Annotated in this window: 19 protein-coding genes; 10 read left to right on the top strand and 9 right to left on the bottom strand. The window is 49.7% G+C overall.

All coding sequences use genetic code 11. The features are described from left to right. Positions 1 to 52 precede the first annotated feature (52 nt). A complete protein-coding gene (locus ACYVK4_RS14420) occupies positions 53 to 931 on the bottom strand; it encodes a helix-turn-helix domain-containing protein (protein WP_461128223.1) in 879 nt (292 codons plus the stop codon). Between the two features lie 321 nt (positions 932 to 1,252). On the opposite strand from ACYVK4_RS14420, the gene ACYVK4_RS14425 reads away from it, so the two are divergent. The 6 genes from ACYVK4_RS14425 to ACYVK4_RS14450 all read left to right on the top strand — a co-directional run bounded on the left by ACYVK4_RS14425 (position 1,253) and on the right by ACYVK4_RS14450 (position 7,145). Beyond that, positions 1,253 to 2,710: a subtype B tannase gene (locus tag ACYVK4_RS14425; RefSeq protein WP_461128224.1), complete on the top strand. Its 1,458-nt coding sequence runs from the start codon at positions 1,253 to 1,255 to the stop codon at positions 2,708 to 2,710. Between the two features lie 26 nt (positions 2,711 to 2,736). Further along, positions 2,737 to 3,702: a VOC family protein gene (locus tag ACYVK4_RS14430; RefSeq protein ID WP_461128225.1), complete on the top strand. Its 966-nt coding sequence runs from the start codon at positions 2,737 to 2,739 to the stop codon at positions 3,700 to 3,702. Positions 3,703 to 3,766: 64 nt separating this feature from the next. After that, positions 3,767 to 4,486, top strand: coding sequence for a PIG-L deacetylase family protein (locus tag ACYVK4_RS14435; RefSeq protein WP_461128226.1), 720 nt, complete (start codon positions 3,767 to 3,769; stop codon positions 4,484 to 4,486). Positions 4,487 to 4,584: 98 nt separating this feature from the next. Continuing rightward, positions 4,585 to 5,184 (top strand): 4-carboxy-4-hydroxy-2-oxoadipate aldolase/oxaloacetate decarboxylase, encoded by a 600-nt coding sequence (locus tag ACYVK4_RS14440; RefSeq protein ID WP_461128227.1) that lies wholly within the window; start codon positions 4,585 to 4,587, stop codon positions 5,182 to 5,184. 83 nt (positions 5,185 to 5,267) lie between these two features. Continuing rightward, on the top strand, positions 5,268 to 6,041 hold the full coding sequence (locus tag ACYVK4_RS14445) for an NAD(P)-dependent oxidoreductase (RefSeq protein WP_461128228.1): 774 nt from the start codon (positions 5,268 to 5,270) through the stop codon (positions 6,039 to 6,041). Positions 6,042 to 6,044: 3 nt separating this feature from the next. Then, positions 6,045 to 7,145: a 4-oxalomesaconate tautomerase gene (locus ACYVK4_RS14450; protein ID WP_461128229.1), complete on the top strand. Its 1,101-nt coding sequence runs from the start codon at positions 6,045 to 6,047 to the stop codon at positions 7,143 to 7,145. 215 nt (positions 7,146 to 7,360) lie between these two features. On the opposite strand, the gene fsa is transcribed toward ACYVK4_RS14450, so the two are convergent. The 4 genes from fsa to ACYVK4_RS14470 all read right to left on the bottom strand — a co-directional run bounded on the left by fsa (position 7,361) and on the right by ACYVK4_RS14470 (position 11,728). Then, entirely contained in the window at positions 7,361 to 8,020 is a 660-nt protein-coding gene (fsa, locus tag ACYVK4_RS14455) for a fructose-6-phosphate aldolase (protein WP_461128230.1), read from the bottom strand. A gap of 92 nt (positions 8,021 to 8,112) precedes the next feature. Next, entirely contained in the window at positions 8,113 to 9,444 is a 1,332-nt protein-coding gene (xylA, locus tag ACYVK4_RS14460) for a xylose isomerase (protein ID WP_461128231.1), read from the bottom strand. 268 nt (positions 9,445 to 9,712) lie between these two features. After that, a complete protein-coding gene (locus ACYVK4_RS14465; RefSeq protein WP_461128232.1) occupies positions 9,713 to 10,414 on the bottom strand; it encodes an NUDIX hydrolase in 702 nt (233 codons plus the stop codon). 213 nt (positions 10,415 to 10,627) lie between these two features. Further along, complete coding sequence (locus tag ACYVK4_RS14470; protein WP_461128233.1) at positions 10,628 to 11,728, bottom strand: endo-1,4-beta-xylanase; 1,101 nt, start codon at positions 11,726 to 11,728, stop codon at positions 10,628 to 10,630. A 623-nt stretch (positions 11,729 to 12,351) separates the two neighbouring features. On the opposite strand from ACYVK4_RS14470, the gene ACYVK4_RS14475 reads away from it, so the two are divergent. Further along, complete coding sequence (locus tag ACYVK4_RS14475; protein ID WP_461129599.1) at positions 12,352 to 13,371, top strand: LacI family DNA-binding transcriptional regulator; 1,020 nt, start codon at positions 12,352 to 12,354, stop codon at positions 13,369 to 13,371. An 87-nt stretch (positions 13,372 to 13,458) separates the two neighbouring features. Further along, positions 13,459 to 14,505 carry a glycoside hydrolase family 43 protein gene (locus tag ACYVK4_RS14480; RefSeq protein ID WP_461128234.1) on the top strand — a complete coding sequence of 349 codons (1,047 nt, stop codon included), beginning with the start codon at positions 13,459 to 13,461 and terminating at the stop codon, positions 14,503 to 14,505. 258 nt (positions 14,506 to 14,763) lie between these two features. Here the strand turns inward: ACYVK4_RS14480 and ACYVK4_RS14485 are convergent, their stop codons facing one another. The 4 genes from ACYVK4_RS14485 to ACYVK4_RS14500 form a co-directional block, all read right to left on the bottom strand. Then, positions 14,764 to 16,941, bottom strand: coding sequence for a glycoside hydrolase family 20 zincin-like fold domain-containing protein (locus tag ACYVK4_RS14485; protein WP_461128235.1), 2,178 nt, complete (start codon positions 16,939 to 16,941; stop codon positions 14,764 to 14,766). A gap of 8 nt (positions 16,942 to 16,949) precedes the next feature. Beyond that, the gene (locus ACYVK4_RS14490) at positions 16,950 to 17,747 is read right to left on the bottom strand and encodes a polysaccharide deacetylase family protein (RefSeq protein ID WP_461128236.1); all 798 of its coding nucleotides are present in this window, start codon (positions 17,745 to 17,747) and stop codon (positions 16,950 to 16,952) included. A 233-nt stretch (positions 17,748 to 17,980) separates the two neighbouring features. Further along, positions 17,981 to 19,522 carry a RagB/SusD family nutrient uptake outer membrane protein gene (locus tag ACYVK4_RS14495; RefSeq protein WP_461128237.1) on the bottom strand — a complete coding sequence of 514 codons (1,542 nt, stop codon included), beginning with the start codon at positions 19,520 to 19,522 and terminating at the stop codon, positions 17,981 to 17,983. Positions 19,523 to 19,555: 33 nt separating this feature from the next. Beyond that, entirely contained in the window at positions 19,556 to 22,687 is a 3,132-nt protein-coding gene (locus tag ACYVK4_RS14500) for a SusC/RagA family TonB-linked outer membrane protein (protein WP_461128238.1), read from the bottom strand. 763 nt (positions 22,688 to 23,450) lie between these two features. On the opposite strand from ACYVK4_RS14500, the gene ACYVK4_RS14505 reads away from it, so the two are divergent. Together ACYVK4_RS14505 and ACYVK4_RS14510 are read left to right on the top strand one after the other, a co-directional pair. Next, the gene (locus ACYVK4_RS14505; RefSeq protein WP_461128239.1) at positions 23,451 to 24,251 is read left to right on the top strand and encodes a 2Fe-2S iron-sulfur cluster-binding protein; all 801 of its coding nucleotides are present in this window, start codon (positions 23,451 to 23,453) and stop codon (positions 24,249 to 24,251) included. Positions 24,252 to 24,262: 11 nt separating this feature from the next. After that, positions 24,263 to 25,297 (top strand): FAD binding domain-containing protein, encoded by a 1,035-nt coding sequence (locus tag ACYVK4_RS14510; RefSeq protein ID WP_461128240.1) that lies wholly within the window; start codon positions 24,263 to 24,265, stop codon positions 25,295 to 25,297. The last annotated feature ends 16 nt before the right edge of the window (positions 25,298 to 25,313 follow it).

A 25,313-nucleotide genomic window follows, 5' to 3' on the forward strand; every position in this document is an offset into this window, starting at 1 on the left:
GGACAGATTTTAGTTGGCCTTGTATATTGAATTCTGTCAAATCTAAGCTGTTTTACACCTTTGTCTGCTTTTCCCTGAATTCGGTTGGTGATAAATGCATGTGTTTCCTGAAAAACTTGGCAAAATAGTTTGGGTACTCGAAATGGAGTAGATAGGCAATCTCCGAAACCGAATAGGTGGTGTAGGTCAGGTATTTACGGGCTTCGTCGAGAATGTGCTCCTGCACCAACTGACTGGCCGATTTGCCCGCTACAGACTGGCAGATACGGTTTAAATGGACGGGCGTAATGGCCAGATCGTCGGCAAACTGGGTAATTGTGTGGCTGGTTCCTACCTGCCTGACGCGCTGTTGAAACTTGCGAAAATATTGGAGCGATAGGTTATTCACCCCTAACCCAGTCACCTGACTTTGTTGCCACAGCCGGTAGGCAACCAGAAAAAACCGTTGCAGACAAACCTGTAGCATCACCCGTTTTTCGGGTTGATCGTCAAACAGTTCGTCGTCAATCGTTTTAATTAGTTCAATAATCTGGTCAGGTGAATAAGGTTCTTCAACTGGCAGGAGGCATTGCAGACTACTCAGCATCGTCGAAAGGGGTGATCCGTTCGGAAATAAGGTATCGACCAACGCATCCGACAAGGTCAGAATTCGGCCCCGTACGTTAGCATTGTAGATGAAACCATGAAGTGCGGTGGGTGGAATCAGCAACAGGCAAGGCCCCGTCAGTTGCCGGGTACGGGTAGCTTCCTGAAAGGCAAACTGCCCGGTTTCAATGAAAAAAACCTGAAACAAACGGGCATGTATATGGGGCTGAATAACCCAGTTAAAGCTCTGGCTTCGCGTTTCCAGCAGTTCGGAAAATAGATACTCAGCGTCTGGTCTGGCGGTAGCTTCTCCGTAAAGACCGTCGTATTGGGTTATTCGGTGCACAGGCGATACGTTTACTTTGTTTCCGGTATAGTCCGTAAATCGTCTTTCGATTTAACGCTTACACTTTTATATACTGACTCGGAAAAAGAATACCTATAAGAGGTTAATTACTATTTCAGTGTCTTATGTTACTAAATAGACGAGTAAGTGAGACCAGTAATATTACGTCACACAGCTTAAATAATTAATCAGGACTACCCTTTATGTTCGATTTGTTTCCATTAAAGAAAGAAGTGTTTCAGCCTGAAGCTTCGGGGGGGCGGTACCTTTGTTTCGGTATAAAGCCCAACTGAAAAAAACACGTCTAAGCACAGCTTTTGTATGAAGAAACTATCGGCAGCCGCATTCGTCATGTTGATGGCAGGCTATACATCGGCGTCTACGGCGGGGACTACTGTCGACGATCCGCTTAAGTTTAATCCAAACCGAAAACCAACCGAAAATACGCTTACATTTCTGGATGGTAAAACAGTCAAATACCGCGCCTATGAAACGATCTATTATGTCGCCAACGTAGCCGATTCGTCGTATGAATATTTGAATCTGTATGTTCCCGAGTCAGCATTCACGAACAACAGCAAAACCCCCATTTTTCTAAGAACCTACGTGGGTGGCTACATGGCGGCTAAGGCGGGGCCTCCCTCCAATACCGATGCCACCGGGCGGGCTTTGCAGGAAGGCTATGTGGTCGTTATACCCGGTGCGCGAGGCTCGAACGCCAAAATCACGAAGCCCGATGGCCGTACAATTTTCACCGGACGGGCACCCGCCGGCATTATCGACCTGAAAGCCGCCGTTCGGTACCTTCGCCATAATGACGCGGTGATGCCCGGCAGTGCCGAACGGATTATTACCGACGGTACCAGTGCGGGGGGAGCCATGTCGGCGCTACTCGGTGCCACCGGGAACCATCCGGCTTACGAGCCTTATTTGACCGCGTTGGGGGCTGCCAACGCCCGGGATGACGTTTTTGCTACGGTTAGTTTTTGCCCCATCATTGACCTGGACCATGCCGATATGGTGTATGAGTGGATGTATGCTGGGGTAGCCAGGGTACGCTCATTACCAGAAGCGCAGGCTGCGGTATCGGGCGAACTAGCAGCTCAGTACCCGGCTTATCAGAGCAGCCTCGGCCTCAAATTACCTAATGGAACGCCCCTGACGGCTGATATTTACCGCGATTACCTTAAATCATTCCTGATTCAGTCGGCTCAAAAGGCACGAAACGCGGGCTCGGATATACCCCCTGCTGCCGGGGTGAAACTGAATACCGGCTTCCGGGGTTCGCCGGGCGAATTTGTTACGGATATCGATCTGGATACATATCTCAACTACGTCGTTTCGAAAACGCCCCTCAAATCGCCACCAGCCTTTGATAAAATGGGTGTCGTTGATCCGGGCCAGACACCGGAAAACATGCTTTTTGGCGACCAGACCGGCAAATCCGTGAACTTCACCGACTTCAGTCTACAAAAGGCTACCGGCAACCCATCGGCTACGGTTGACAAAACGGTTAAAGACCGGGCTTTTCTCCTCAATCCAATGAACTTCATTGGCGATGCGAAGGCTGTCACTACAAAAAACTGGTACCTGCGCCACGGTGCCCTGGATCGGGATACGGGCTTTCAAATTCCCATTAACCTGTACACAAAGCTGACCAACAAAGGGTACGACGTGAACTTCGCACTGCCCTGGAACCGGGGCCACAGTGGCGATTATAATCTGGACGATATGTTTGCCTGGATTGCCAATGTGGTAAAAGCGGCAGGAAAACGATGACGTCGATAACCAACCCTGAACCCATCATGAACGAACCGATCTGGGATCTGGCCCACCTGGGCCATGTCGAGATGTTGACGCCCAAACTAGACGAAAGCACCCGTTTTTTTACGGAACTCATGGGCATGTCGATCACGGCTACCGCCGGCGACTCTGTTTATCTGCGTGCCTATGATGATTACGAGCATCATACACTTAAGCTCACCGCGAGTCCGCAAGCCGGCATGCGTCATTTTGCCTGGCGAACCCGTAGTCCGCAGGCACTGGCCCGGCGGGTGGCCGCCATTGAAGCTACGGGCCTGGGCATTGGCTGGAACGAAGGCGATTTGGGGCATGGCCCGGCATATGCGTTCTACTCACCCGACGGTCACCTCACCGAACTGTATTTCGAGAGCGAGAAATACAGCAGTGGGCCACATGATCAATCGGCACTTAAAAACACCGCAAGCCGGTTTCCGGGACGGGGTATGAATGTTCGGCGTATCGATCACCTCAACTTGTTTTCCAGCGACGTTCGGGCTTTTCGCGATTTTCAGATACCGACTTTAGGCGGCATCCTGACCGAAAGTATAGTCGATAATCTCGACGATATGAATCCGCAGGCTGTTTGGTTTATGGTCAATTCGAAGTCCTATGACCTGGCCGTTACCGTTGACCACATGGGTATGCGGGGCCGTTTTCACCATGTGACATATGCCGTTAACAGCCGCGAAGAAGTGTTGATTGCGGCTGATATTTGCCTCGAAAACGGAATCAAAATCGAAACCGGACCGCATAAGCATACGATTCAGCAAACTTTTTTCCTGTACGTGTACGAACCCGGCGGCAATCGCGTCGAGATCGCCAACACCACTGCCAGACTGATCACTGATCCTGATTACAAAACAGTTTTCTGGACCCTGGAAGAACGTAAAAAAGGCCAGGCCTGGGGCTTGCCCACCATTGCCAGCTTTCACACTCAGGGCACACCCATGCCAATTTTGAATGAGTGAATGATAGAATGGGTTTAAAGCGCTCTAGTATTCATTCTATCATTCACTTATTCTATCAGTCAAAATGAATAAAAAACTCCTCATTATCGGTGCGCACTCCGGCGATTTTGTCTGGCGGGCGGCTGGCACCATTGCCAAGGCTCTGGAAGAAGGGGCCGAAACGCTTGTTGTATCTCTGTCGTATGGCGAACGGGGCGAATCGGGCGAACTCTGGAAAGAAGACCCGAACCGCAGCGTTGAGAGCGTTAAGTTGATTCGCCACCAGCAGGCGCAGCAGGCCGCCGACATCCTGGGTACGCCCATTCAATTTCTGGATTGGGGCGATTACCCTATGATCCTGACTGATGAACGGGTAGAACAACTCACGAACCTCATTGGCGATTTTGAGCCGACGGTTATTTTGACACACAGCGAAAAAGACCCATTCAACCCCGACCATCCGCTGGCGTTTCAGGCGGTTCAACGGGCACGGTTGCTGTCGTCGGGGGCGGGTGTACCCAGTGCCTTCAAGAACATCGACCCGCCCGTTTGGTACTCATTTGAGCCGCACCAGCCCGAATTGTGTGGGTTCGTGCCGGATACCTTCGTAGATATTACGTCGGTGATGGAGAAAAAGAAGGCAGCTATGGCCTGTATGGGTGCACAAACGTACCTGCGCGACTACTATGCTGAACTGGCCTCCCGACGCGCCAACCACGCCCGACGAATATCGGGACAAAAGCACATCCAATTCGCCGAAGCCCACCAAAGTCAGGTGCCAAGGATAACAGCGAGTATTTTTTAAAATTATGCCGCAGATCGAACCGCTGAAGCGGATTCGCTGAGACGACACCAGGATACACAAAGAAATAGCTTTAAAATCTCCGTAAAACAACTTTTAAAATGACTCATGCAGCACTAGCAAAATTTTCGGCGGCTACCCTCCACGAAGCCCTCGGAAAAGTGGGGAATCTGCCTTCGGCCATCAAACCGATTGCGCCCGGCATGAAGATCTGTGGACCCGCCTATACCGTGCAGACGATACCCGGCGATAACAAAATCCTGCATCGGGCCTACGCGTATGCCCAGCCGGGTGATGTGCTCGTCGTGCATTGCTCGGACTACTATGAAGCTGGTTACTGGGGTGATTTAATGAGTTTGGGTGCTAAAACAAAAGGCATCGCCGGTCTGGTCATCGACGCCTGCGTTCGGGATGCCGACGATATTGAAGCGATGAACTTCCCGGTTTTCAGCCGTGGATTGTGCATTAAGGGTACATCGAGTATTGAAGGCGGCAGCCTAAATCAACCCATTATCATTGGTGGACAGATCATTTATCCCGGCAATATTATCGTGGGCGACCGCGACGGTGTAGTGGTCGTGCCGAAAGGTCGGATTCAAGAAACCGTCGAAAAAGCCATTGCCCGTGAAATCCGCGAAGAAGCCATCCGCGAACAACTCCGGCAAGGCAAAACATCCATTCAAATTTACGGGTGGGAATGAAGTGAAAGAGCGAAAGAGCGAAAGAATGAAAAGCTAACACATTCACTCTTTCGCTCTTTCACGCTCTCACTCTTTCGCTTACGATGAAGATAGCAATACTTGGTTTGGGTGAAGCGGGGAGTCGCTTTGCTACTGATTTGACTGCTCTAGGTGTAGAGGTGACCGGGTATGACCCGGCGCTCAAACGGGCTTTATCACCCGCCGTTAAGCTGGCCAACAGCAATGCCGAAGCCGCCCGAAACGCCGATGTCATTCTTAGTGTGAACCTGTCGGCGGCAGCGGAAACTGTTGCGGCCGAGGTATTGCCGGTTCTGCGGCCGGGGCAACTATATGCCGAAATGAACACCGCTTCGCCCGAGACCAAACGGCGTGTCGAAGCCATTGTTAGTCCGACCGGCGTTCAGGTCGTGGACGTTGCCATTATGGCTCCTGTCCCACCCAAAGGCATCCTGACGTCGTTTCTGGTATCGGGGCCGGGTGCGGCTTTGTTTGCCGAAAAACTACTGCCCTTTCAGCTTGACATTCGCATACTAAGCGATCAGGTGGGTGAAGCGGCCACTCGCAAGTTATTACGCTCTATTGTGTATAAAGGAATTGCAGCCATCATTGGTGAAGCCGTCGAAGCCGGTCGCTCGTTTGGGCTGGAGCCGTACATTCGGGAACAGATTTTGTCTGTTGTAGGTGGCAACGACGCCCTGATCGACCGCTTTCTGGAAGGCAGCAAGACCCACGCAATTCGTCGTAGTCATGAGCTCGACGCTGTTGTGGCAATGCTGACCGCCCGGGACATTAACCCCGTGATGTCGCGGGCCACACTAAAAAGCCTCGAAAATTTAATTGACCATACCCAGCAGTAAGCCATGCCACAACATGTCATTCCGGTTATGCAGTTTCGAGGAGGTTCATCGAAAGGGTTATTCTTCAGGGCGTCTGACCTTCCTGCCGACGAAACCGAACGTAACCGGTTGATTCTGGCGGCCATGGAAGGCGTTGGTAGTGGCGATCCTCGTCAAATCGATGGACTGGGTGGCGCTACGTCACTGACCAGCAAGGTTGCGGTTGTTAGCCGCTCAGACAAGCCCGACGCGGATTTGGACTATTTGTTTTTGCAGGTCGTTGTCGGGGCCGGGCGGGTGTCGGCCGATCAAAACTGTGGCAACATGCTGGCAGCCGTTTTACCCTTTGCTATCGAGTCAGGTTTGTTTCCTGCCAGCAGCCCAACTACTTCGGCCCGTATCAACATGGTAAATTCTGGGGGCATTTGCGAAGTAACGGTCCATACTCCCGGTGGGGTTGTTGAGTATGCTCCCGGTCTTTCTACAGGTTTTGCAAAGGTTGATGGGGTGCCAGGACTGGGTGCTCCGATTCTCTGTAATTATCTGGACATTGCCGGGTCAACCTGCGGTGCGCTGCTGCCTACGGGACGAGTGCGGGACGTGGTAGACGGAATTGAGGTGACCTGTATTGACAACGGTATGCCGGAAGTGATTCTTCGGGCTGAAGAGGTGGGAGTAACGGGTTATGAGTCACCCGCTGAACTTGAAGCCAACGAACGGCTTAAACAAACTCTGGAACGTATTCGGCAGGCTGCTGGCCCGCTCATGAATCTGGGCGATGTGACGAACAAAACGGTACCAAAGATGTGTTTGATTTCGCCACCCGCAAAAGGCGGCATGATTAGCACACGAACGTTCATTCCACACCGGGTTCACGAAGCCATTGGTGTGCTGGGAGCCATTTCAACCGCCACGGCATGCCTGCTACCCGGCTCTGTGGCTGAAGAAATTGCTGTATTTCTTTCAAGCCCTGAGCTTGGTTACTCTGTAGAGCATCCCACCGGGGAGTTTACGGTATTGCTGAATCAACGTGTTCAGCATGGAAGGGTAGAGTTTGGTAAGTCGGGGGTTGTCCGTACGGCACGGCTGCTCAGTCGGGGTGAGGTACTGGTACCTGTAGTATAATTACCAGATTTGTGTTTTTTTAAAAGAATAACTTGACCAAAAGTTTACCTATGTAGGTGGGTCATGCTATAGCACGGCCGTTGACTTCGCAGGTAGACGGTGATATTTTGAGTGAGTTTCTGCCTCTCCGGGCTATAAGCGACAATAAAAAGCCTCAGCGGGTAGACCACTGAGGCTTGTCAGTCCAAGAATTTACAAAGGTAATCTCTGATGTGTTAGACATTTACCTTTTTGTAGTCGCTCAGAAATTTTGCCAGACCACTATCGGTTAAGGGGTGATTCAACAGAGCTTTAATAGCACTCAGCGGACCTGTAATGACATCGGCTCCGATCTCGGCGCATTTAACAATGTGCATCGGGTGCCGCACCGAAGCGGCCAGAATCTGCGTTTCGAAACTGTAGTAATTACTGTAAATAGTATGGATCTGAGCAATTAGTGCCAGCCCATCTGTGGATATATCGTCCAGGCGACCAACAAACGGCGACACATAAGTGGCACCGGCTTTGGCTGCCAGAATGGCCTGACCAGCCGAAAACACCAGAGTACAGTTTGTACGTATGTCTTTTTGTGTGAAGTATTTGATAGCTTTAATGCCCTGCTCGATCATCGGAACTTTCACGATGATGTTGGGATGCAGATCCGCCAGCGCTTCACCCTCCCGCACCATGCCTGCGAAGTCAGTAGCAATTACCTCGGCCGAAATAGGACCGTCTACCAGTTCACAGATGTCTACATAGTGTTTCAAAACTCGGTCCTGTCCCACAATGCCCTCTTTGGCCATCAGGGATGGATTGGTTGTCACGCCGTCGAGAATACCTAGTTCGACGGCTTCCTTAATTTCGGCCAGATTAGCCGTATCAATGAAGAATTTCATAATCTATACCGGCAAGGAATAAGGGTGGAGATATACATTGGCTGCTTTCTGCCTGAACAAATCCAGGCAGAAAGCAGCTTGAAGAAAAACGCTTAAATGTACTGATTGATAATGCTTTCGAGCCATTCCTGCTTACCGCTACGGAGCTGGGGCTCACCATTTTCCATGGTGTAGCTGCGCAGATCTTCCAGCGTTAATTTACCTTCTTCAAACGCTTTTCCCTGTCCGGCATCAAACGAGGCATAGCGATCGGTGCGGAATTTGAGGTAGTCTGAATCTTTCAGAATGGCATCAGCCACGATAAATGAGCGGGCAAAGGCATCCATACCGCTAATGTGGGCTACGAAAAGGTCTTCAAGGTCGGTTGAATTCCGGCGAACTTTAGCATCGAAGTTGATGCCTCCGGGTTTGATACCACCAGCCTGATGAATCACAAGTGCAGCTTCTACCAGTTCATATAGATTGATGGGGAATTGGTCGGTATCCCAGCCATTCTGGTAATCACCCCGGTTGGCGTCGATGCTGCCCAGCATACCGGCGTCGGCGGCTACCTGCAGTTCGTGATCGAAGGTATGGCCCGCCAGTGTAGCGTGGTTTACTTCAATATTTAACTGAAAGTCTTTATCCAGGCCATACTGACGAAGGAAACCAATAACCGTGGCCGCATCGTAATCATACTGGTGCTTGGTCGGCTCCATTGGTTTTGGCTCAATGAAAAACGTACCGGTAAAGCCCTGTTTGCGGGCATAATCCCGGGCCATGGTCAGGAACTTAGCCAGGTGTTCTACTTCGCGCTTCATGTTGGTATTCAGCAGCGACATGTAGCCTTCGCGGCCTCCCCAGAATACGTAATTTTCACCACCCAGTGCAATCGTTGCGTCGATTGAGTTTTTTACTTGTGTACCGGCATAAGCCAGCACGGCAAAATCAGGGTTTGTAGACGCCCCGTTCATGTAACGAGGGTTTGAAAATACGTTGGCCGTGCCCCACAAAAGTTTCACACCACTTTCCTTCTGCTTCTGCTGGCCGTACTCGACAATGGCCTGTAGACGTTTCTCATATTCAGCCGCAGTGGGGGCTTCATCGACTAAGTCCACATCGTGAAAGCAATAATAGGGAGCGCCCATTTTAGTGATAAATTCAAAGGCGGCATCCATCTTCAATTTGGCCCGCACAACGGCATCGTTGTCCTGATCCCAGGCGAAAACGCGTGTACCGGGGCCAAAAGGGTCACCACCAGTTCCCGTAAAGGTGTGCCAGTAACTAATGGCGAAACGAAGCTGCTCGCGGAGGGTTTTTCCGCCAACGATCAAATCCGGATTATACCATTTAAAGGCAAGTGGATTTTTAGATTTAGGGCCTTCGTAGGCGATAGGGCCAATACCGGTGAAAAATTCCTGGTTACCCAGCGTGACAGTTGACATGAGTTGAGAGTTGATTATGCGTTGATAGGTTCAATTTTATCTGGATAAGAATCTGGCTGAATGGTCCGGTAACGAGCCTGTTCCTGCAAAATACCGGCTGATTAATTCAGACATGTCCCCGACCTGAGACCAGGTTAGTTTCAGTAGTGTAAAGTTGACACTTATTATTTAAATGTCAAGTTGACACCTACTATTTTTTTACAAGTAAGGATGGCACCAGAAAGGTGAAGCCATAAAGTTGATAAACCAGAACTCAGGGAGTTGTTGGCTACAGAATGGTGTCTGAATTGGGGATAAAATTCAGAAAGGAGGAGGTAAGCTGCTGATATTTAGCCATGTCTACCTGATAATAAAAAGCGCCTTTTCGAGAAAAGCCTTTTTGCTTTTCATCCAGTTTGATGAGCAAATTCGTTGAAAGGATTTTGCGGCTAAAGTTCCGCTTGTCGAAGTCAGTATTGTAGATTGCATCATACAACTTCTTTAGCTGGGGGAGAGTAAACTTTTCTGGCAGCAGTTCAAAGCCAATGGGGTGTTGGGCGGCTTTATAACGAAGTCGTTTAATTGCCAGATCAACCATATCGCCGTGGTCGAAGAGTAGGGGTGGGAGATCATAAATAGAGAACCAGCGGGCCTGAAAGGTCCCGGAAATCTTGGATTCGTAATCCGCCACCTTAACCAGCGAAAAATAGGCGACCGATATAGTACGTACAATTGGGTCCCGATCAGGTTCGCCGAAGGCATACAACTGTTCCAGATATACATTGGTCAATCCGGTCAGGTCAAACAGAATTCGGGCGGCAGCCTGCTCCAGACTTTCGTTAGGCTGAAGCCATCCCCCCATTAAAGACCAGGTTTTTTCTTCAAGACCCCGCTTAACCAGCAACACTTTTAAACTCTCTCCATCAAAACCAAAAATGATGGAATCTAAGGCCAGCAAATACGGGTGCTGTTGTTTGTACTGTTCAACCATTGACAACTGCCTGCGAGTTACGATAATAAAATTGCCTGCAAGCTACATAATTCATGTATTTCGTCCGTCAATCAGGCAGTTCATTTTCATAAAGCAAAGGAGATTGGTACGGATATGTCAAAATCTTTACCCAAAAAAAGGCCTGCTTCTAAGTCGGAAGCAGGCCTTTTTTTGGGTAGGCAAACCTGGGCGAATTGTTTGTAAGCAAGTTTATTAAAACTTCACAACGCTATAGAATGCTTTTTTAGGCTGGTAATTCTGATCGAATAACAGGGGATAATCCTTGCGGCCCGGAACGGGGAAATTATCAAGCCAGGTCGTTTTGTCGGATACATTCCAGAAGGTAACGTTTGTGATGGTTTTCTTATGTTTCCGGAATACATCAAATAGCATCTTGTAGTGAGCCGCCTGCTTTTCATTCATTTCGGGGGTAAATTCGCTAATGTCCGTGGGTCGCTTTTCGCGACGTTCGTGCTCTTTGGGATAAACGGATACATCTAGTTCCGTTATCTGCACGGCCAAACCCAGACTGGCAAACTGCTTGATGGACGTCTCCAACTCCTGAATGGTTGGTTCATAAATGGACCAGTGCCCCTGCAGGCCAACGCCGTGAATGGGAACACCTTTACTTTTCAGTTTCTTCACCAACTGAAAGATCTTCGCCCGTTTTGCCGCATTTTCGGTATTGTAATCATTATAGAACAGGCGGGCGTCCGGATCGGCCTGGTGCGCGTATTCAAAGGCTTTCTCAATGTATTCTTCCCCCAGAATTTCGTAAAATTTAGATTGGCGATAGACGCCTGTACCCGTATCAGGCACAGCCTCGTTAACAACGTCCCACGCATATATTTTCCCTTTGTAGCGGGTGGCGACATCGATGATGTGGCGTTTCATCCGGCTTAAAAGCAACTCCTTACTAACCTGCTTTCCAGTCGAATCCGTAAAAAACCAGCGAGGTGCCTGGCTATGCCAGCATAAATTGTGGCCACGTACTTTAATTCCATTTTTTTGGGCGAAGTCGACAATGGCATCGGCATCCCGCCAGGAATACCGATTCTCTTCAGGGTGAATGGGCCCCATTTTCATGGCATTCTCGGGTGTAATACTATTGAATTGCCGGATGATTAAGTCAGCATCCGTTCCCGTTAAATTGCGGGGAGCAACGGCCACGCCAATCGGAAAGTATTTTTTATAGGCATCTTTTAGGGATACATCTGCCGTTGGTTCGGGACTAAGCCCGGTTCCGATGAAGGCCATGCTGCCGAGGAGCATCGATAAACCAAGTTGGTTTTTTAATCTAACCAGAGTTTTCATGCGTATACGTTGTTAGTTGCTGATGTCCAGGTGATCAACATGTTCAGATTTTTGCTGATTAATAAATGGGCCTGCTGAGCGGAGCGCCAACTCCAGAAAATAGTTTCGCCAGCACTGTATAAAAACAATCCTCCTGCCAGATAGCAGGAGGCTGTAGTTGTTACCTATGATAAAGAGGGAAAAATTTCACTTTGGCAATTCCAAACTAAGACGGGAAGATGTTGGGAAAAAATCAGCGTCTTATTTTGAGTCTAAAGTTCCTGATAATTTTTATAATTGCAATCGGTTGCAAAAGTTTTTCAAAAAAATTATAGATTTACACCCTGATCCTTTATCTACGTTTGTAGTTGCCTGATTAAATAACGGACATCGGGTTTTGGTCAGTTCGGCGGTATAAAGTGTTGTCGTTTGATAAAGTAAGCGTCCAATTTAGCTGGCAAATCGGGTACGAAAACTAAGAAATAACGTTAAAATGGGGGTTGGTTTTTAGGCAATTTGTCTGCTTAACCTGATTTTTGTGTGTTTTAGGACATCTTGCGATTCAACCGATTGCATTAGTTACTCATACAGTGCCCGATTTTAACAGGTACGGTATGACACGGAAACCCACTGCAAAGCCAATTATGGAGAAAGAAACCACTATTTATGATATAGCCAAATTACTGAATCTGTCTCCGGCTACGGTGAGTAGAGCGCTGAATGATCATCCGGCTATCAACAGCAACACCAAGCAACTGATCAGCAGTAAAGCGCTGGAGATGGGTTATCGCTCCAATACATTTGCCAGTAACCTGCGCCGACAGCAGACCAAAACGATTGGTGTTATTGTCCCGAGGCTGGACAGTGCCTTCATGTCGACGGTACTGGCGGGTATGGAAAAAGTGGCAAACGAGGCTAATTACAATTTGATCATCAGCCAATCCCTCGAATCCTCGAGAAAGGAGATGGCCAATGCGAAAACGATGTACAACAGCCGGGTCGATGGATTACTCGTATCGTTGGCAGCAGACACGGATAACCTGGATCATTTTAGTACATTTTTTCGGAAAGGCGTTCCCATTATCTTATTCGATCGGGTCATGCAGCAGAAAAACTGTACCAATATTGTGATCGATAACCTAAAGGCCGGGTACGACGCAACCACTCATTTGATCCAGCAGGGTTGTAAGCGGATCATGCACGTAACCGGCAGTATCAAACGAAATGTGTATGCCGATCGGCTCAAGGGATATAAAATGGCCTTGCTTGAAAACGACCTTCCCATTGAAAACGATCTTATCAGAATGACACAATTTACCCGTCAGGACGGTCTTGACGTTGCTAATGACATTGCTAAAATGGCGACACCGCCCGACGGTCTTTTTGTGTCCAGTGATATTTGTGCCGCCAGTTGTCTGGGCGGGTTACGAAAAAACGGCTTCTCGATACCGGGGGATATTGCGGTAGTAGGTTTTAATGATGATCCCGTTGCGCTTCTGGTCGAGCCCAACCTCACAACCATTCATTATCCCGGTCAGGAAATGGGCGAAATTGCCGCCCAGAGTTTAATTAACCATCTGAAAGGACAATTGCGGATCAGCACGACAAACACTATCTTATTGAATTATGAACTGATTGTCAGAGAGTCGTCCCGACGTACGTAGTTGACCTGTAGGACAAACACACGAGCGGCTTCTGCCAGACTCGTTTTTTAATTTTTGAACATCGCTATTTTACTTACCCTGTTTTCTATGTTTACCTCAACTAAAATTACCCTTGCTGCCCTTGCGCTGATTGGTATTGGCATTAACGATGGTATTTGCCAAAGCCCGGCCGCCAAACCAAAGCCGCTGGTTACGGATCTGTATACGGCAGACCCGTCAGCGCACGTCTTTAATGGAAAAATCTATATATATCCGTCGCATGATATTGAAGCTAACGTGCCTGAAGACGACGAAGGGGGCCATTTTAACATGCGCGATTACCATGTTTATTCGATGGACAACATCAATGGCAAGGTAACCGATCATGGGGTAGCTCTGGATATTAAGGACGTTCCATGGGCGGGCCGACAGATGTGGGCCCCCGATGCGGCTTACAAAAATGGAACATACTACCTGTATTTTCCGGTGAAAGATAAGCAGGATGTTTTCCGGATGGGCGTAGCGACCAGCAAATCGCCAACGGGGCCATTTAAAGCCCAACCAGCCCCCATTCCGGGCAGCTACAGCATTGACCCGGCCGTTTTCACGGACACCGACGGCACCACGTATATGTACTTTGGCGGCATCTGGGGCGGTCAGCTTCAGCGCTGGGCAACCGGCAAGTACAACAAAGCGTTGAAAACTGATTTAGGAAAAGATAAGGAGCCAGCCCTCAGTGCCAAAGTTGTTCGGATGAACAAAAATATGCTCACTTTCGACGAGCCCGTGAAGGATGTGAAAATCATCGATAAAAACGGGAAGCCCCTGTTGGCGGGCGATCATGATCGGCGGTTTTTCGAAGGTGCCTGGATGCACAAGTACAATGGAAAATACTACTTTTCGTATTCAACAGGCGACACGCACTTTCTGGCCTATGCAACCAGTAGCTCACCCTATGGTCCCTTTACGTATCAGGGCACATTCATGAAGCCCGTAACCGGCTGGACAACCCACCATTCCATCGTAGAATTCAAAGGGAAATGGTACATCTTTTACCATGATGTGGAGTTGACGGGTAAAACACACCTGCGCAACATTAAAGTGCGAGAGTTGAAGCGCAATCCCGACGGGTCGCTGGAGATGATCACGCCGTAAGTACTTGTGCAGAAGTCATCAGGTAAATGGTTGATTGGTTAAAGGATTGATAGTCAGTAATCTGTTCGTCGGAGACCTGTTGGCAGATTACCTGTTTACGAATTAAAGCCTACTTGTGAGATGCCATCCTTTACCAAACAAAAAGCTCCTTCAGGTTTGAGGGAGCTTTTTGTTTGGTGTTAGTTTACTGAGTTCGTATGATGTCGGGCACTCAGACCTGACATCGCGGAAATAACAAAAGCAAGCGACTGGAATTCATCATTTTTTCCCCGTTGACTCCTCTTTTTCGGCCATCTCTATGTCCTTTACAACGTCAGGACGAAGTTTTGTCCAGTGAAAGCGGAGTTTGTTGTTTTCCTCCCAGGTGTGTCCCTTTTGTTCGGTCAGATGCACCAGAGGCATCTCGTTATAAAGCGGTTGGGTAATGGATATGACGGCATCCCAATAGCGGAGAGCCTCTTTCAGATGTTGAATAGCCGACTGTTTTTGGGCTTCCTGCCCCGTGCTGCGGTATGTTTGCAAGGCCACAGCAGCTTTAAGCTTTTCGGCCAGATGGAGTCCCAGATTGGTCCAAACCTTCACATCGGACACTTCGTACAGCAGCGAGCGACTGCTTTTTACGTTGATCGTTTGGACGAGTTGCAGGGCTTTCCGGCAATCGGATTCCAGCAGGCCAGCTAACACAGGGGGCGTAATTTTTTCAGAACCAAATACACCGCCTGATGCAGCTGCTTTTACATAGTCAGTGACCGACACGAAATTCGGGTCCAGCGTTGGCTGAGTGATTTGTTGGTTGACCGAGATGTACGCAACATTCTTCTGCGCATCGAAAGCCATCATCCCTTCGCTGTACAATGAAAAGTCCCAAGTGAAATCAAACGCCGATGCCAGCCGTAAGGGTGTGGATGAGGCCAGGGAATAAGCCTCCAGTAAAGGCGCTGCCGGGGCACCGTATCGACGGACAAATTCAGCCTGGAAAAGAGCGTCGGGGGTGGCGGGGTTGTAGAGCAAACGGCCCCATAGTTTATAAAACAACCATTGCCGTTCAAAGGCGTATTTCCAGACGACCGGCCCGCCCGGTTTCGTAAAGTAATCTTTGGCCGGAATATAAGTCTCCGAACCCAGGAAATAGCCCCCCACATACGACTGGTTATTGGCGGCAACATGCGCCCTTACAAAGTTGGGAACGCCCCACCGCAGGCAGAAAAAATCTTCGTTTCGAACCGTCCAGGTAATTTTGTAGGCCGATGGGTCGGGTTTGAAATACGTGTCGTATAACTTGCCGCCATGTACTTTAACGAGTGTAGGGGTGGAGTGCCCGTGCGACCAGTTGTACTTTAAATCAGCCCATATTGGCCCTTCAATGAAGTCCAGTGCGCCTTCGCGTTCAATTGATTTCCGCGTCAGCTTTTCGGTTTCGATGCTGGTAACGCCCAGTGAGCCGGTTGTACTGGAAAATGGAATTCGGTGAATGAGCTTTGTTTTTCGTCCGGCCTGCCGCATCCCATCAAGAATCGTCGCTTTCATCCAGTCTTCGCGCTGCTGGGGAGTCATGCCGCCCATGGCCTCACCCAGCGTCAGGCCAAAGCCGGTGAGTTCGGGGTATTCCTGAAGGACCTGCGTCACGCATTCGCGCGTGTATCGCTTTACGATTGCCGAGGTGTCGCCGTCGATAAAATGGACATGCTCGAGGTTATTTAATTTGGGGTTAATGTTGTAGGCTTTCGAGAATTCAGGACTGGTGAAAATATTGAAAGGGACCAGATAGGTCTCGATTGCCCGCTCATTAGCCATCCGGAAAATGGCATGAAAAAGGGATTGCCACTCAGCCAGCTGCTGATCGTTGAAGGGAGTAGCCGCCGGAAAGTTGGTGGGCCTGATCATGAACGTATACGGATGCAGGTTCCATAAACTCAGGGCATTAAATCGGTTGACGACCATCATATCCAGAAACGCCTTCCAGTAAAGGGTGTCCCGGCAGGTTTCGTAATGCAGATCGAGGGCGGCACTGTGTCGATACGTATCCCAGGGTAAGTCAAACTTGATGGCGCGCAGGGGCAGATGAGGTTTCTCATTTTGAGGGTTCAGATTTTCTAATGAACCCCCATTTTGGATGGACTCGACGACCGAAAGGCTACCGTAAATAAGCCCTCTGCTATCGCCACCCGTAATGGTTACCCGATTCCCCTGCCGACCAATGGCATAGGCTTCGCTGTCTAGTTGCCGGTTATCTGTGGCCAAACGAATGATATAATCGGATTTTCCAGCCCTGGCAGCTACTTTGTAATGGCGGGCGGTAAGCGCCTGGGTTAGTTGCATGGCTGCGTACCTGCTTTGTATAGACGGGTTGACTTGCTGGATCACCACGCGTTGTGCTGCAAGACGGTACCCCAGGCTTACGAATAGGAACAGCAGAAGAAGAAGCTTATCTCTCATGGGCGAATCTATTTTTGCTTCGGTTGGTGGGCCTTTGCGAATTGAACCACCTCAAGGAACGGCGCTACCCAGATACCGGATTGATTTTGCTTTAGGTACCGGACCAGCTTATTATGCTCCTGCAGGGCGACATTCAGCGAGTGCCCCCCACCAACCCCGTGAAACAAAAAGACCAGTACCGAATTGGTTGACTGTGCCTGCTTTACCAGTTCGATCAGTTGCTCGCCCGATTCTCCGTTGATCGCGTATGAGCCGATCTCGGCAAAGTTGAGATCGGTAATTTTCTTCATCTCACTTTTGGTCCCCCGAGCCGCAACGAAATCGCCTTCCGTTGTTTTGTAATAATCGACGTCACCAATTTTCGTGTCGCCACAAGGGTAAGCGAAGGTGCGGGCTGACTGCCCGTCGAGGGTTTTAAGCAGGACATTGGTCATTCTCATTTCAGCCGTCATTCGCTGAACAGTGTATTTGCTCAAATCCGTTTCGGGCTTTACCCAATCGCGCCCCGGTGTATTGCCAATGCAGGGATGAAACAAGGTGTGATTGGCTAGCTCATGTCCGTTTGTAGCCGCTGATCTCCAGCGGGAAATGTTGTTGACGAAGCCCGGAAAATAGCCTGACAGATAAAAAGTTGCTTTTAAGCCAGCCGAATCCAGAACCGGAATAACATTGTTCAAGTGCACATCCAGGGCATCGTCGTACGTAAGGACAACGGCACACCTTTTTCCATTCCAGACGGTAGCGTTTTGGGCTACTGAAAGCGTGTAGGTTAACAGGGACAGGCTGAGTAAAATTGCTTTTTTCATAAATATAAATGTTTTGTCCTGGCAGGGTGGCTATAGTATTAACCGGGGTGCCGGACGTTCGGAAAATTCTACCAAAGCAGTCAAAAATAACCATTCGTTCATAGAATTCAGGGGTTCGTATTGGAGAAAGTATGTCGTTTGAAACGTCTACAATTGGTATAGAACCCTTTATTACAACAATGACACCGGAATGCTCCGGTGTCATTAGCAGTCTATTCTCTATTAGTATTCGGTTAATAGCCAGGATTTTGGCCTTTTATACCCACATTTGGATTATTGTCAATTTCCTGCTGGGGAATGGGTAACAGCTCATGTTTTCCCTTCTGGAAATAAGCAAACGGCTCCGTTTTCAGCTTACCCTGTTTACGCCAGCGCAGGATGTCCCGGTTACGAATCTCTTCACCGTTCAATTCAATCCGGCGTTCGTGTACAATGGCCGCGAATACCTGGTCTTTTGTCGAGGTCGGATAGTTGGCCGTCGGGTAAGCAGGCATGGCAACACTTGGACGGGCCCGAACCAGGTTCAGGTAGTTGACGGCACTGGTAGTATTGCCCAGTTCGTTTTCGCACTCAGCCATGGCCAGCAGGGTTTCGGCATAACGCATAATGCGCTGGTTAATACCACCCGTGGTGGATACACCCGCCTTGTACATCAGCGTAAATTTCCGCCAGCTTACTTTCTGCTCCTTACCGTCAACCATGGAGCTGAAACCATTCTGCTGGGCATCGGTCAGTACGTTTTGGTCCCTGTTGTATTTATCGCCCGTAGTATACACCGATTTGGCATAACGAGGATCGGTTTTTGTGTCGCCCTTGCTGGTTTTTTCAAATTCCGCCAGCAGGCTGTTTGAAGGAATAATATTGCGCCATCCGATACCCGAATACTCCTGGGTACGAACGGTTTCTTCGCCAGCCGAAGCGCCATCCGCATCGCCATTCCAGTTAAAGGAACCGCCCGATGGCAGGAAGTTTACCTCCCAGATCGACTCTTTGTTGAATTCGCCTTCCTCCGTAAAGTTGTCGTTGTATTCATCGACCAATTGATAGAGTCCGGAACTGATGATTTTCTGGAGTTCCGTTTTAGCATTGGCAAAATCGCCCTGTTGCATATACACCCGAGCGAGCAGCATTTGGGCAGCACCTTTCGTAGCCCTTCCCTGGTTCGACGCATCATAGGTAGCAGGCAGCGCATCCTGGGCAGCTTTCAGGTCCGACACGATGAAGGCATACACATCAGCCTCGGGCGATCGGGGGGCAGAAGCCGCCAGCGAGGTGACGTAGGTTTTGTACAGCGGTACTCCACCCCACAGACTCACCAGATCGAAATAAGACCAGGCGCGCAGAAATTTAGCTTCGGCAACCGCTTGATTACTGACCGCCGGTGTCAGCGTGGCCGCAGAGGCAGCCGCCTTGTCGATAACGACGTTGGCCCGGTGAATAACCCGGTAGTCACCCGTCCAGACGGAACTTACCAGCGAGTTGCCGGTGTCGTGAACACCGGTCAACAACTGATTGCGTGGCGTTTCTAGCTGACCACCACCAGAGGCTACATCGTCGGAACGCAGATCGTGCGTAAAAAACCATTCACGGGCAACCAGATTGGTCGATTGAAGAGCGGCATAAATACCATTTGTGGCACTTCGTATCTGTATATCGGTCTTAAAATAACTATCCGTTGTAACCGCATTGGGATTTAGCTGATCCAGTCGCGATTCATTACACCCCACGGTCAATCCTAAAAGCAAAGCGCTGATTAATATATAGTGTCTTTTCATGGAAAGAACAGATTTTGAGATTGTCAAAAACAATTAAAACGTTAGCTGAAGACCGGCCAGAAAGGTGCGTGCCTGCGGATAGTTGGCATAGTCGATACCACTCCGAAGCAGGGTTCCATTACGGGAGCCAATCTCAGGGTCATAGCCCGTATACTTGGTCACGGTCAACAGGTTTTGGCTCGATACATATACCCGCACTTTGCTAACTACGCCACTTGTCAGGCCACTAAGCGTTTTAACCGGTATAGTGTAGCCAATGCTGAGGTTTTTAACCCGCAGGTAGGACCCATCTTCAATAAAGCGGTCGGAGGTACGGCTGTTGTTGTTGGGGTCGCCACTAACGGCCCGCGGGACGTCCGTATTTGTATTGGTTGGCGTCCAGGCGTTCAGGACGGCCGTTCCGGCATTGAACAACCGCAGCATACCCTGGGTAACGACTTTCGTGCCGTTATAAATCTTGTTGCCCTGAACACCCTGGAGATAAAGTGTAAAGTCGAAGTTTTTGTAGGTGCCGGAGAAGTTAGCGCCGTAGTTGAACTTCGGCAGGTAGCTACCCAGATATGTCCGGTCGTTGGCATCAATCTTACCATCGCCGTTGATATCCTTAAAGCGAATGTCGCCCGGTGCCGCTTTATCCTGGTACAACGTTTTGTCGTTACCATCGAGGGCGTTTGCGGCATTGATTTCGGTCTGGTTCTGGAAAATGCCATCGACTTTCCAGCCGTAGAACGATTGAATTGGCTGACCAACTTCGGTCTTGGTAATGTCAAATCCGCCGTAGTCAGCATTCTGACCGGCATAGATCGAAGCCGTTGGCGTAGCCAGACTCAGCACCCGGTTGCGGGTAATGCCGATGTTGGCCGAAACATTTCCCCGGAAATCACCCTTGGCGATGTTATACCCCGCCTGGAATTCGTAACCCCAGTTTTTCATGCTGCCAATGTTGGCAACGGGGGCGGCAGAATAACCAATCGAGTTTGGAATGGGCACGGCCAGAATCAAGCCGTCGGTGAAGCGGTTGTACACTTCAGCCGAGAAGGTAAACTTATTATTGAACAGGCCTACATCAACACCTACGTTGACCATGTCGGTGGTTTCCCACTTCAGGTCGGTGTTACCCAGCGCGTTGAAATAAGATCCCAGACTGTTGGCACTACCGAATGGATAGGCCGTGGCATCGGCCTGCACCAGTGACTGCCAGGCGTAGTTGTTGATGCCGTTAAAGCCCGTACGGCCATAGCTGGCGCGAAGTTTCAACTCCGACAAACTGGGGAGTCCTTTCATGAAGTTCTCCTGATTGATACGCCAGCCCACCGAAGCCGAGGGGAAGTTACCCCACTTATTACCAGGTGCAAACAGCGAAGAGCCATCCCGACGAATCGAAGCGCTTAAGAGGTACTTGCCGTCAAAGTCGTAGTTGATCCGGCCAACGTATGAAATCAAATTCGTTTCAGCCCGTGTGCTGGTGATGGCTGGGTTACTTACCCCCTGGATAACATCCAGGTCGTTGTTGGGCCGGTTGCCCGAGCCTGTTAAGCCGGTCGATAGTACTTTCTGTGTTTCAGCAACGGCCAGCGCGCTCAGGTTATGCTTGCCAAAGGATTTGTCAAACGACAGCTGATTGGTGATAACTTGGGAGATGTTTGTATTGCGCACCTGCGAAACGGTGGCCGAAGCGCGTTGTCCGTACCCATCGTTATAGATTGGATTAAAGGTGCTGCCATTGTTGAAACCCAGGTCAACGCCGTAGTTAAAGCGGTATTTAAGGAAGCTGGTTAACCGGATATCGGCGTAAACCGTAGCAAAGGCTTTGAGGAATTTGGTCCGGGTAACGTCGATGGACGGAGCACGAAGCGGATTTTCCGGGTCAGAGCCGTCAAGCGCCGTTGGGGCACTAAAACCACCCACTTTCGTCGGGTCCGTTGTAGGCCAGTAAGGCATCATCCGAATGGCGTGCATCATCTGCGAGCGATCGCCGTTGGTCTCGTTGCGCTGGTTGCTATAGGCTGCCGTCAGGGTTTGACCAATGGACAGAAACTTGGCCACCACGTGGTCGGAGTTGAGTCGAAGCGAACCCCGCTCAAAGTCGGTACCCCGCATAATTCCATCCTGTTTGAAATAGCTGCCCGATGCGAAGAAGCGGGAAGCGCTATTGCCGCCCGATAGCGAAATCTGGTGCTGGGCAATGGGCGCATTGCGGAAAAGCTCATTCTGCCAATTCGTTTCGGTCTGGGCAAAGGTTTGTGTTGCCCCGGCATAAATAGGCTGGTTCAGGTCGTTCAGACGACCGGGTACCGGAATCCCTGCGTTCGATGTGAGGGCTTTGGCGTATTGTACGTACTGATCGCGATTGAGGACGTCTATCTTGCGCCAGGCGCTTTGTGTGCCAACATATGAGTCCAGCGTAATACGTACTTTATTATCCCGACCTCCTTTTTTGGTTGTAATCAGGATAACACCATTTGAGGCTCTCGACCCATAAATGGCCGCTGAGCTGGCATCTTTAAGTACTTCCAGCGACTCAATGTCATTGGTATTAAAGCTGTTAAGGTCGCCTGTGGGTACGCCGTCAATAACATACAGCGGCCCTGATGCGTAGTTTATCGACCCAATTCCCCGGATCTGTACGATAGGCGAGCTGCCTGGGCCGCCATTGTTCACAATAGAGACCCCCGGAACGCGACCCTGCAGCGCAGCGGCTACGTTCGGTACGGGTAAGGCCGTCAATTCTTTTGGCGTTACAGTCGATACCGCTCCGGTGAGCGACGAACGCTTTTGGGTGCCGTAACCAACAACCACGACTTCTTCCAGCGCACCGGCATCCGTTTCCAGCGAAACGTTGATGATCGACTGATTGCCAACGGTTATTTCTTTTTTACGATAGCCGATGTAACTGAATACCAGTACTGAATTGCCATTCGGTACATCAATTCGGTACGTGCCCCGGGCGTCACTGGCGGTGCCGCGGGTTGTGCCTCTGATTTGAACGTTTACTCCGACCAGGGGAGTACCTTTTTCATCGAGTACGGTACCCGAAACGGCCTGATCGGCCCGCGCATCGTGCGTGAAAGCGAACGTTGAAAAAACAACGATAAGTATGAGTTGGTAAAGTCCTTGTTGCAGGGAAATGCGCAACAAGCTACGTAACTGTAGTTTTTTGGACATAATTCTGATGGTTTTCGATCTGGAAAGGCAAAAAAGTCCCTGTATCCGAAATCGGATAGTTTTTTTACAGGAAAATGAGGATTGAAATCGTACGTCAGTGATGGGCCAACATCACTGGCAGTTTTTGTGAGAATCGGTTTTTGTCATAGGCATTTGGCTGGATGGGTAGGCGGTTGATTTAAGAAGAGTGTGATTTTATTGGTCAGGCCAGTAAGTATAAAGAGTCGTCCTCGAAGAGGAGTACTGTTAATATTTTACAGAGTTGAGAACCTGGAATTTGCAGCGGGTTCATAAAGGGAAATACCTATGGCAAAGGGCGAAACTATAACAGGCATCTTATGTTCAAACTCCTCGTTCGGTACTATTATTACTCTTATAAATACAAATATCACATTTCCATTTTAATTTGCAATCGGTTGCATAGTTTTTATGTAAATTATATTTTTTCCATGTTGGCGATGGAATTAGTAATATTATTTACAATTATTTTTATGATTAATAAATACGTACCGATTTAAGTAATCCACTGTCCTGATCTGGCTTTTGCTGCTGTATGAAAATGATTTTCCAGAAGCAGGACTAAGTATATGTACGATCGTTCACCCCTCTTCTTCTGAGAAGTTCCTCCCCTCAGTTTAGCTGTAAATCTCATAACATAAGGCATCTGCAAGCCGTTACATCAACTTGAGATGGCCCGTTTGGCACACTTATATTGCCTTATAAAAAATGTCTCTATTGGTCAATCGCCCCAACGAACTAGATAATGGACGTGAACGAAACTCCCGATCTGTCGGACGACGAAAAGAAACTGTTCGAGGATCTGATGCCGGAAGACCTGGCCGAAATTCTGGACACTGGCGTTAACCGACGTCATTTTTTAAAATTGATGACGCTGGCTAGTGGAGGTGTTTTGGCTGCCCAGTCAGCGGTTGCCGAGCAGCTGTTCATTAAGCCCGTTACCGGACCTGCTCCCGCGGTTATTTCTCCGGCAACGATCGAAAACGGCGTTAACCTGTCGGTAAAAGTGAACGGTTCAATCCGTAAGCTTCTGGTTGACTCGCGAATGACTTTACTGGATACGCTGAGGGAGCGGCTGGAGCTGACCGGTTCTAAAAAGGGCTGTGATCATGGACAGTGTGGAGCCTGTACGGTATTGGTCAATGGCCACCGGGTTTTATCCTGCCTTACACTGGCTGCCAGTTGTGAAGGGAAAACCGTGCAAACGATCGAGGGACTTGCCACGGAAAGTAACGGGCGAACCGCAAGGCTTCACCCTATGCAGGAAGCATTTCTGAAACATGATGGTTTTCAATGTGGGTTCTGTACCCCCGGGCAGATCTGTTCGGCGGTGGCTCTGCTGGAGGAAGCCAGAAAAGGCGATGCCAGTTACGTAACGGAAAATATACGCAAACCGACGGGGGCGGTTCAGCTTTCAGCCAACGAGATTCGGGAACGGATGTCGGGAAACCTGTGCCGGTGTGGGGCCTATCCCAATATAGTTGCCGCCATTCAGGAAGTACACAGTGGAAAACCCATTGAACAGACGTTTCGATTTTCTGCTTAACCCCCCAATCCATGAGACCTTTCACGTATACCCGTGCAAAAGATTCGGCTTCCGCCATTCTTCAATTGGGAGGAGACCCAAAGGCGAAATTCCTTGCCGGCGGCACCAACCTGTTGGACCTGATGAAGGAAGATGTAGAGCGACCGGATGCCCTAATTGATATTTCAGAACTGAGTCTGACTCAGATCAACGCCATAACATCTGGCACTAACAAAGGCGGTGTGTCCATTGGTGGGCTGGGAAAAAATACCGAAGCCGCTAATCACCCCCTAATCCGACAAAACTACCCACTCCTGAGCCAGGCTATTCTGGCGGGGGCGTCGGGTCAGATCCGAAACATGGCCACTAATGGGGGGAACCTCATGCAGCGCACCCGATGCCCGTATTTTTATGAGGTGTCAATGCCCTGCAACAAACGCGAGCCAGGTAGTGGTTGTGGGGCGCTGGAGGGCATTAATCGGTTACACGCCATTTTTGGCTGGTCCGACAAATGTGTTGCGGTATACCCGTCTGACATGGCTATTGCCCTGGCTGCGCTGGACGCCGTCGTTAAGGTTAAGACCGCCAACGGTCAGGAACGAAGCATCCCTTTTACGGAATTCCACCGGCTACCCGGCGACACGCCCGAACGGGATACGAACCTGGCGCATGGTGAGTTGATCACCTCCATTGAGATTCCTCAGAACCAGTTTGCCGACAAATCCTATTACCTAAAAGTACGCGATCGGGCCTCGTATGCGTTTGCCCTGCTCTCCGTAGCTGCCGCTCTGGAAATTCGCAAGCCCGATGGTTCTCGGTCGGACGGTTCGGGGAAGATCGCGCAGGCAAGAATTGCCATGGGTGGGGTATCGCACAAACCCTGGCGCGCGCTAAAAGCTGAGCAGTTTTTGGTTGGAAAAGAGGCAACGGAAGCGAACTTTAAACTGGCTGCCGAAGCCGAAATGGCTGATGCAAAGCCATTGGCCCACAATAAATTTAAGGTAGAGCTGGGCAAACGAAGCATTGGGCTCGCCTTGCAAATGGCCATGAATGGGGGTAAAGCCTGATCGTAACGTCACGACA

This window comes from Spirosoma aerophilum (genome assembly GCF_054782495.1).

Excerpts from the sequence above, each read along its gene's own strand:
- ACYVK4_RS14425 (WP_461128224.1), top strand. The coding sequence starts at position 1,253 with ATGAAGAAACTATCGGCAGCCGCATTCGTCATGTTGATGGCAGGCTAT.
- ACYVK4_RS14430 (WP_461128225.1), top strand. The coding sequence starts at position 2,737 with ATGAACGAACCGATCTGGGATCTGGCCCACCTGGGCCATGTCGAGATG.
- ACYVK4_RS14435 (WP_461128226.1), top strand. The coding sequence starts at position 3,767 with ATGAATAAAAAACTCCTCATTATCGGTGCGCACTCCGGCGATTTTGTC.
- ACYVK4_RS14440 (WP_461128227.1), top strand. The coding sequence starts at position 4,585 with ATGACTCATGCAGCACTAGCAAAATTTTCGGCGGCTACCCTCCACGAA.
- ACYVK4_RS14445 (WP_461128228.1), top strand. The coding sequence starts at position 5,268 with ATGAAGATAGCAATACTTGGTTTGGGTGAAGCGGGGAGTCGCTTTGCT.
- ACYVK4_RS14450 (WP_461128229.1), top strand. The coding sequence starts at position 6,045 with ATGCCACAACATGTCATTCCGGTTATGCAGTTTCGAGGAGGTTCATCG.
- fsa (WP_461128230.1), bottom strand. The coding sequence starts at position 8,020 with ATGAAATTCTTCATTGATACGGCTAATCTGGCCGAAATTAAGGAAGCC.
- xylA (WP_461128231.1), bottom strand. The coding sequence starts at position 9,444 with ATGTCAACTGTCACGCTGGGTAACCAGGAATTTTTCACCGGTATTGGC.
- ACYVK4_RS14465 (WP_461128232.1), bottom strand. The coding sequence starts at position 10,414 with ATGGTTGAACAGTACAAACAACAGCACCCGTATTTGCTGGCCTTAGAT.
- ACYVK4_RS14470 (WP_461128233.1), bottom strand. The coding sequence starts at position 11,728 with ATGAAAACTCTGGTTAGATTAAAAAACCAACTTGGTTTATCGATGCTC.
- ACYVK4_RS14475 (WP_461129599.1), top strand. The coding sequence starts at position 12,352 with ATGGAGAAAGAAACCACTATTTATGATATAGCCAAATTACTGAATCTG.
- ACYVK4_RS14480 (WP_461128234.1), top strand. The coding sequence starts at position 13,459 with ATGTTTACCTCAACTAAAATTACCCTTGCTGCCCTTGCGCTGATTGGT.
- ACYVK4_RS14485 (WP_461128235.1), bottom strand. The coding sequence starts at position 16,941 with ATGAGAGATAAGCTTCTTCTTCTGCTGTTCCTATTCGTAAGCCTGGGG.
- ACYVK4_RS14490 (WP_461128236.1), bottom strand. The coding sequence starts at position 17,747 with ATGAAAAAAGCAATTTTACTCAGCCTGTCCCTGTTAACCTACACGCTT.
- ACYVK4_RS14495 (WP_461128237.1), bottom strand. The coding sequence starts at position 19,522 with ATGAAAAGACACTATATATTAATCAGCGCTTTGCTTTTAGGATTGACC.
- ACYVK4_RS14500 (WP_461128238.1), bottom strand. The coding sequence starts at position 22,687 with ATGTCCAAAAAACTACAGTTACGTAGCTTGTTGCGCATTTCCCTGCAA.
- ACYVK4_RS14505 (WP_461128239.1), top strand. The coding sequence starts at position 23,451 with ATGGACGTGAACGAAACTCCCGATCTGTCGGACGACGAAAAGAAACTG.
- ACYVK4_RS14510 (WP_461128240.1), top strand. The coding sequence starts at position 24,263 with ATGAGACCTTTCACGTATACCCGTGCAAAAGATTCGGCTTCCGCCATT.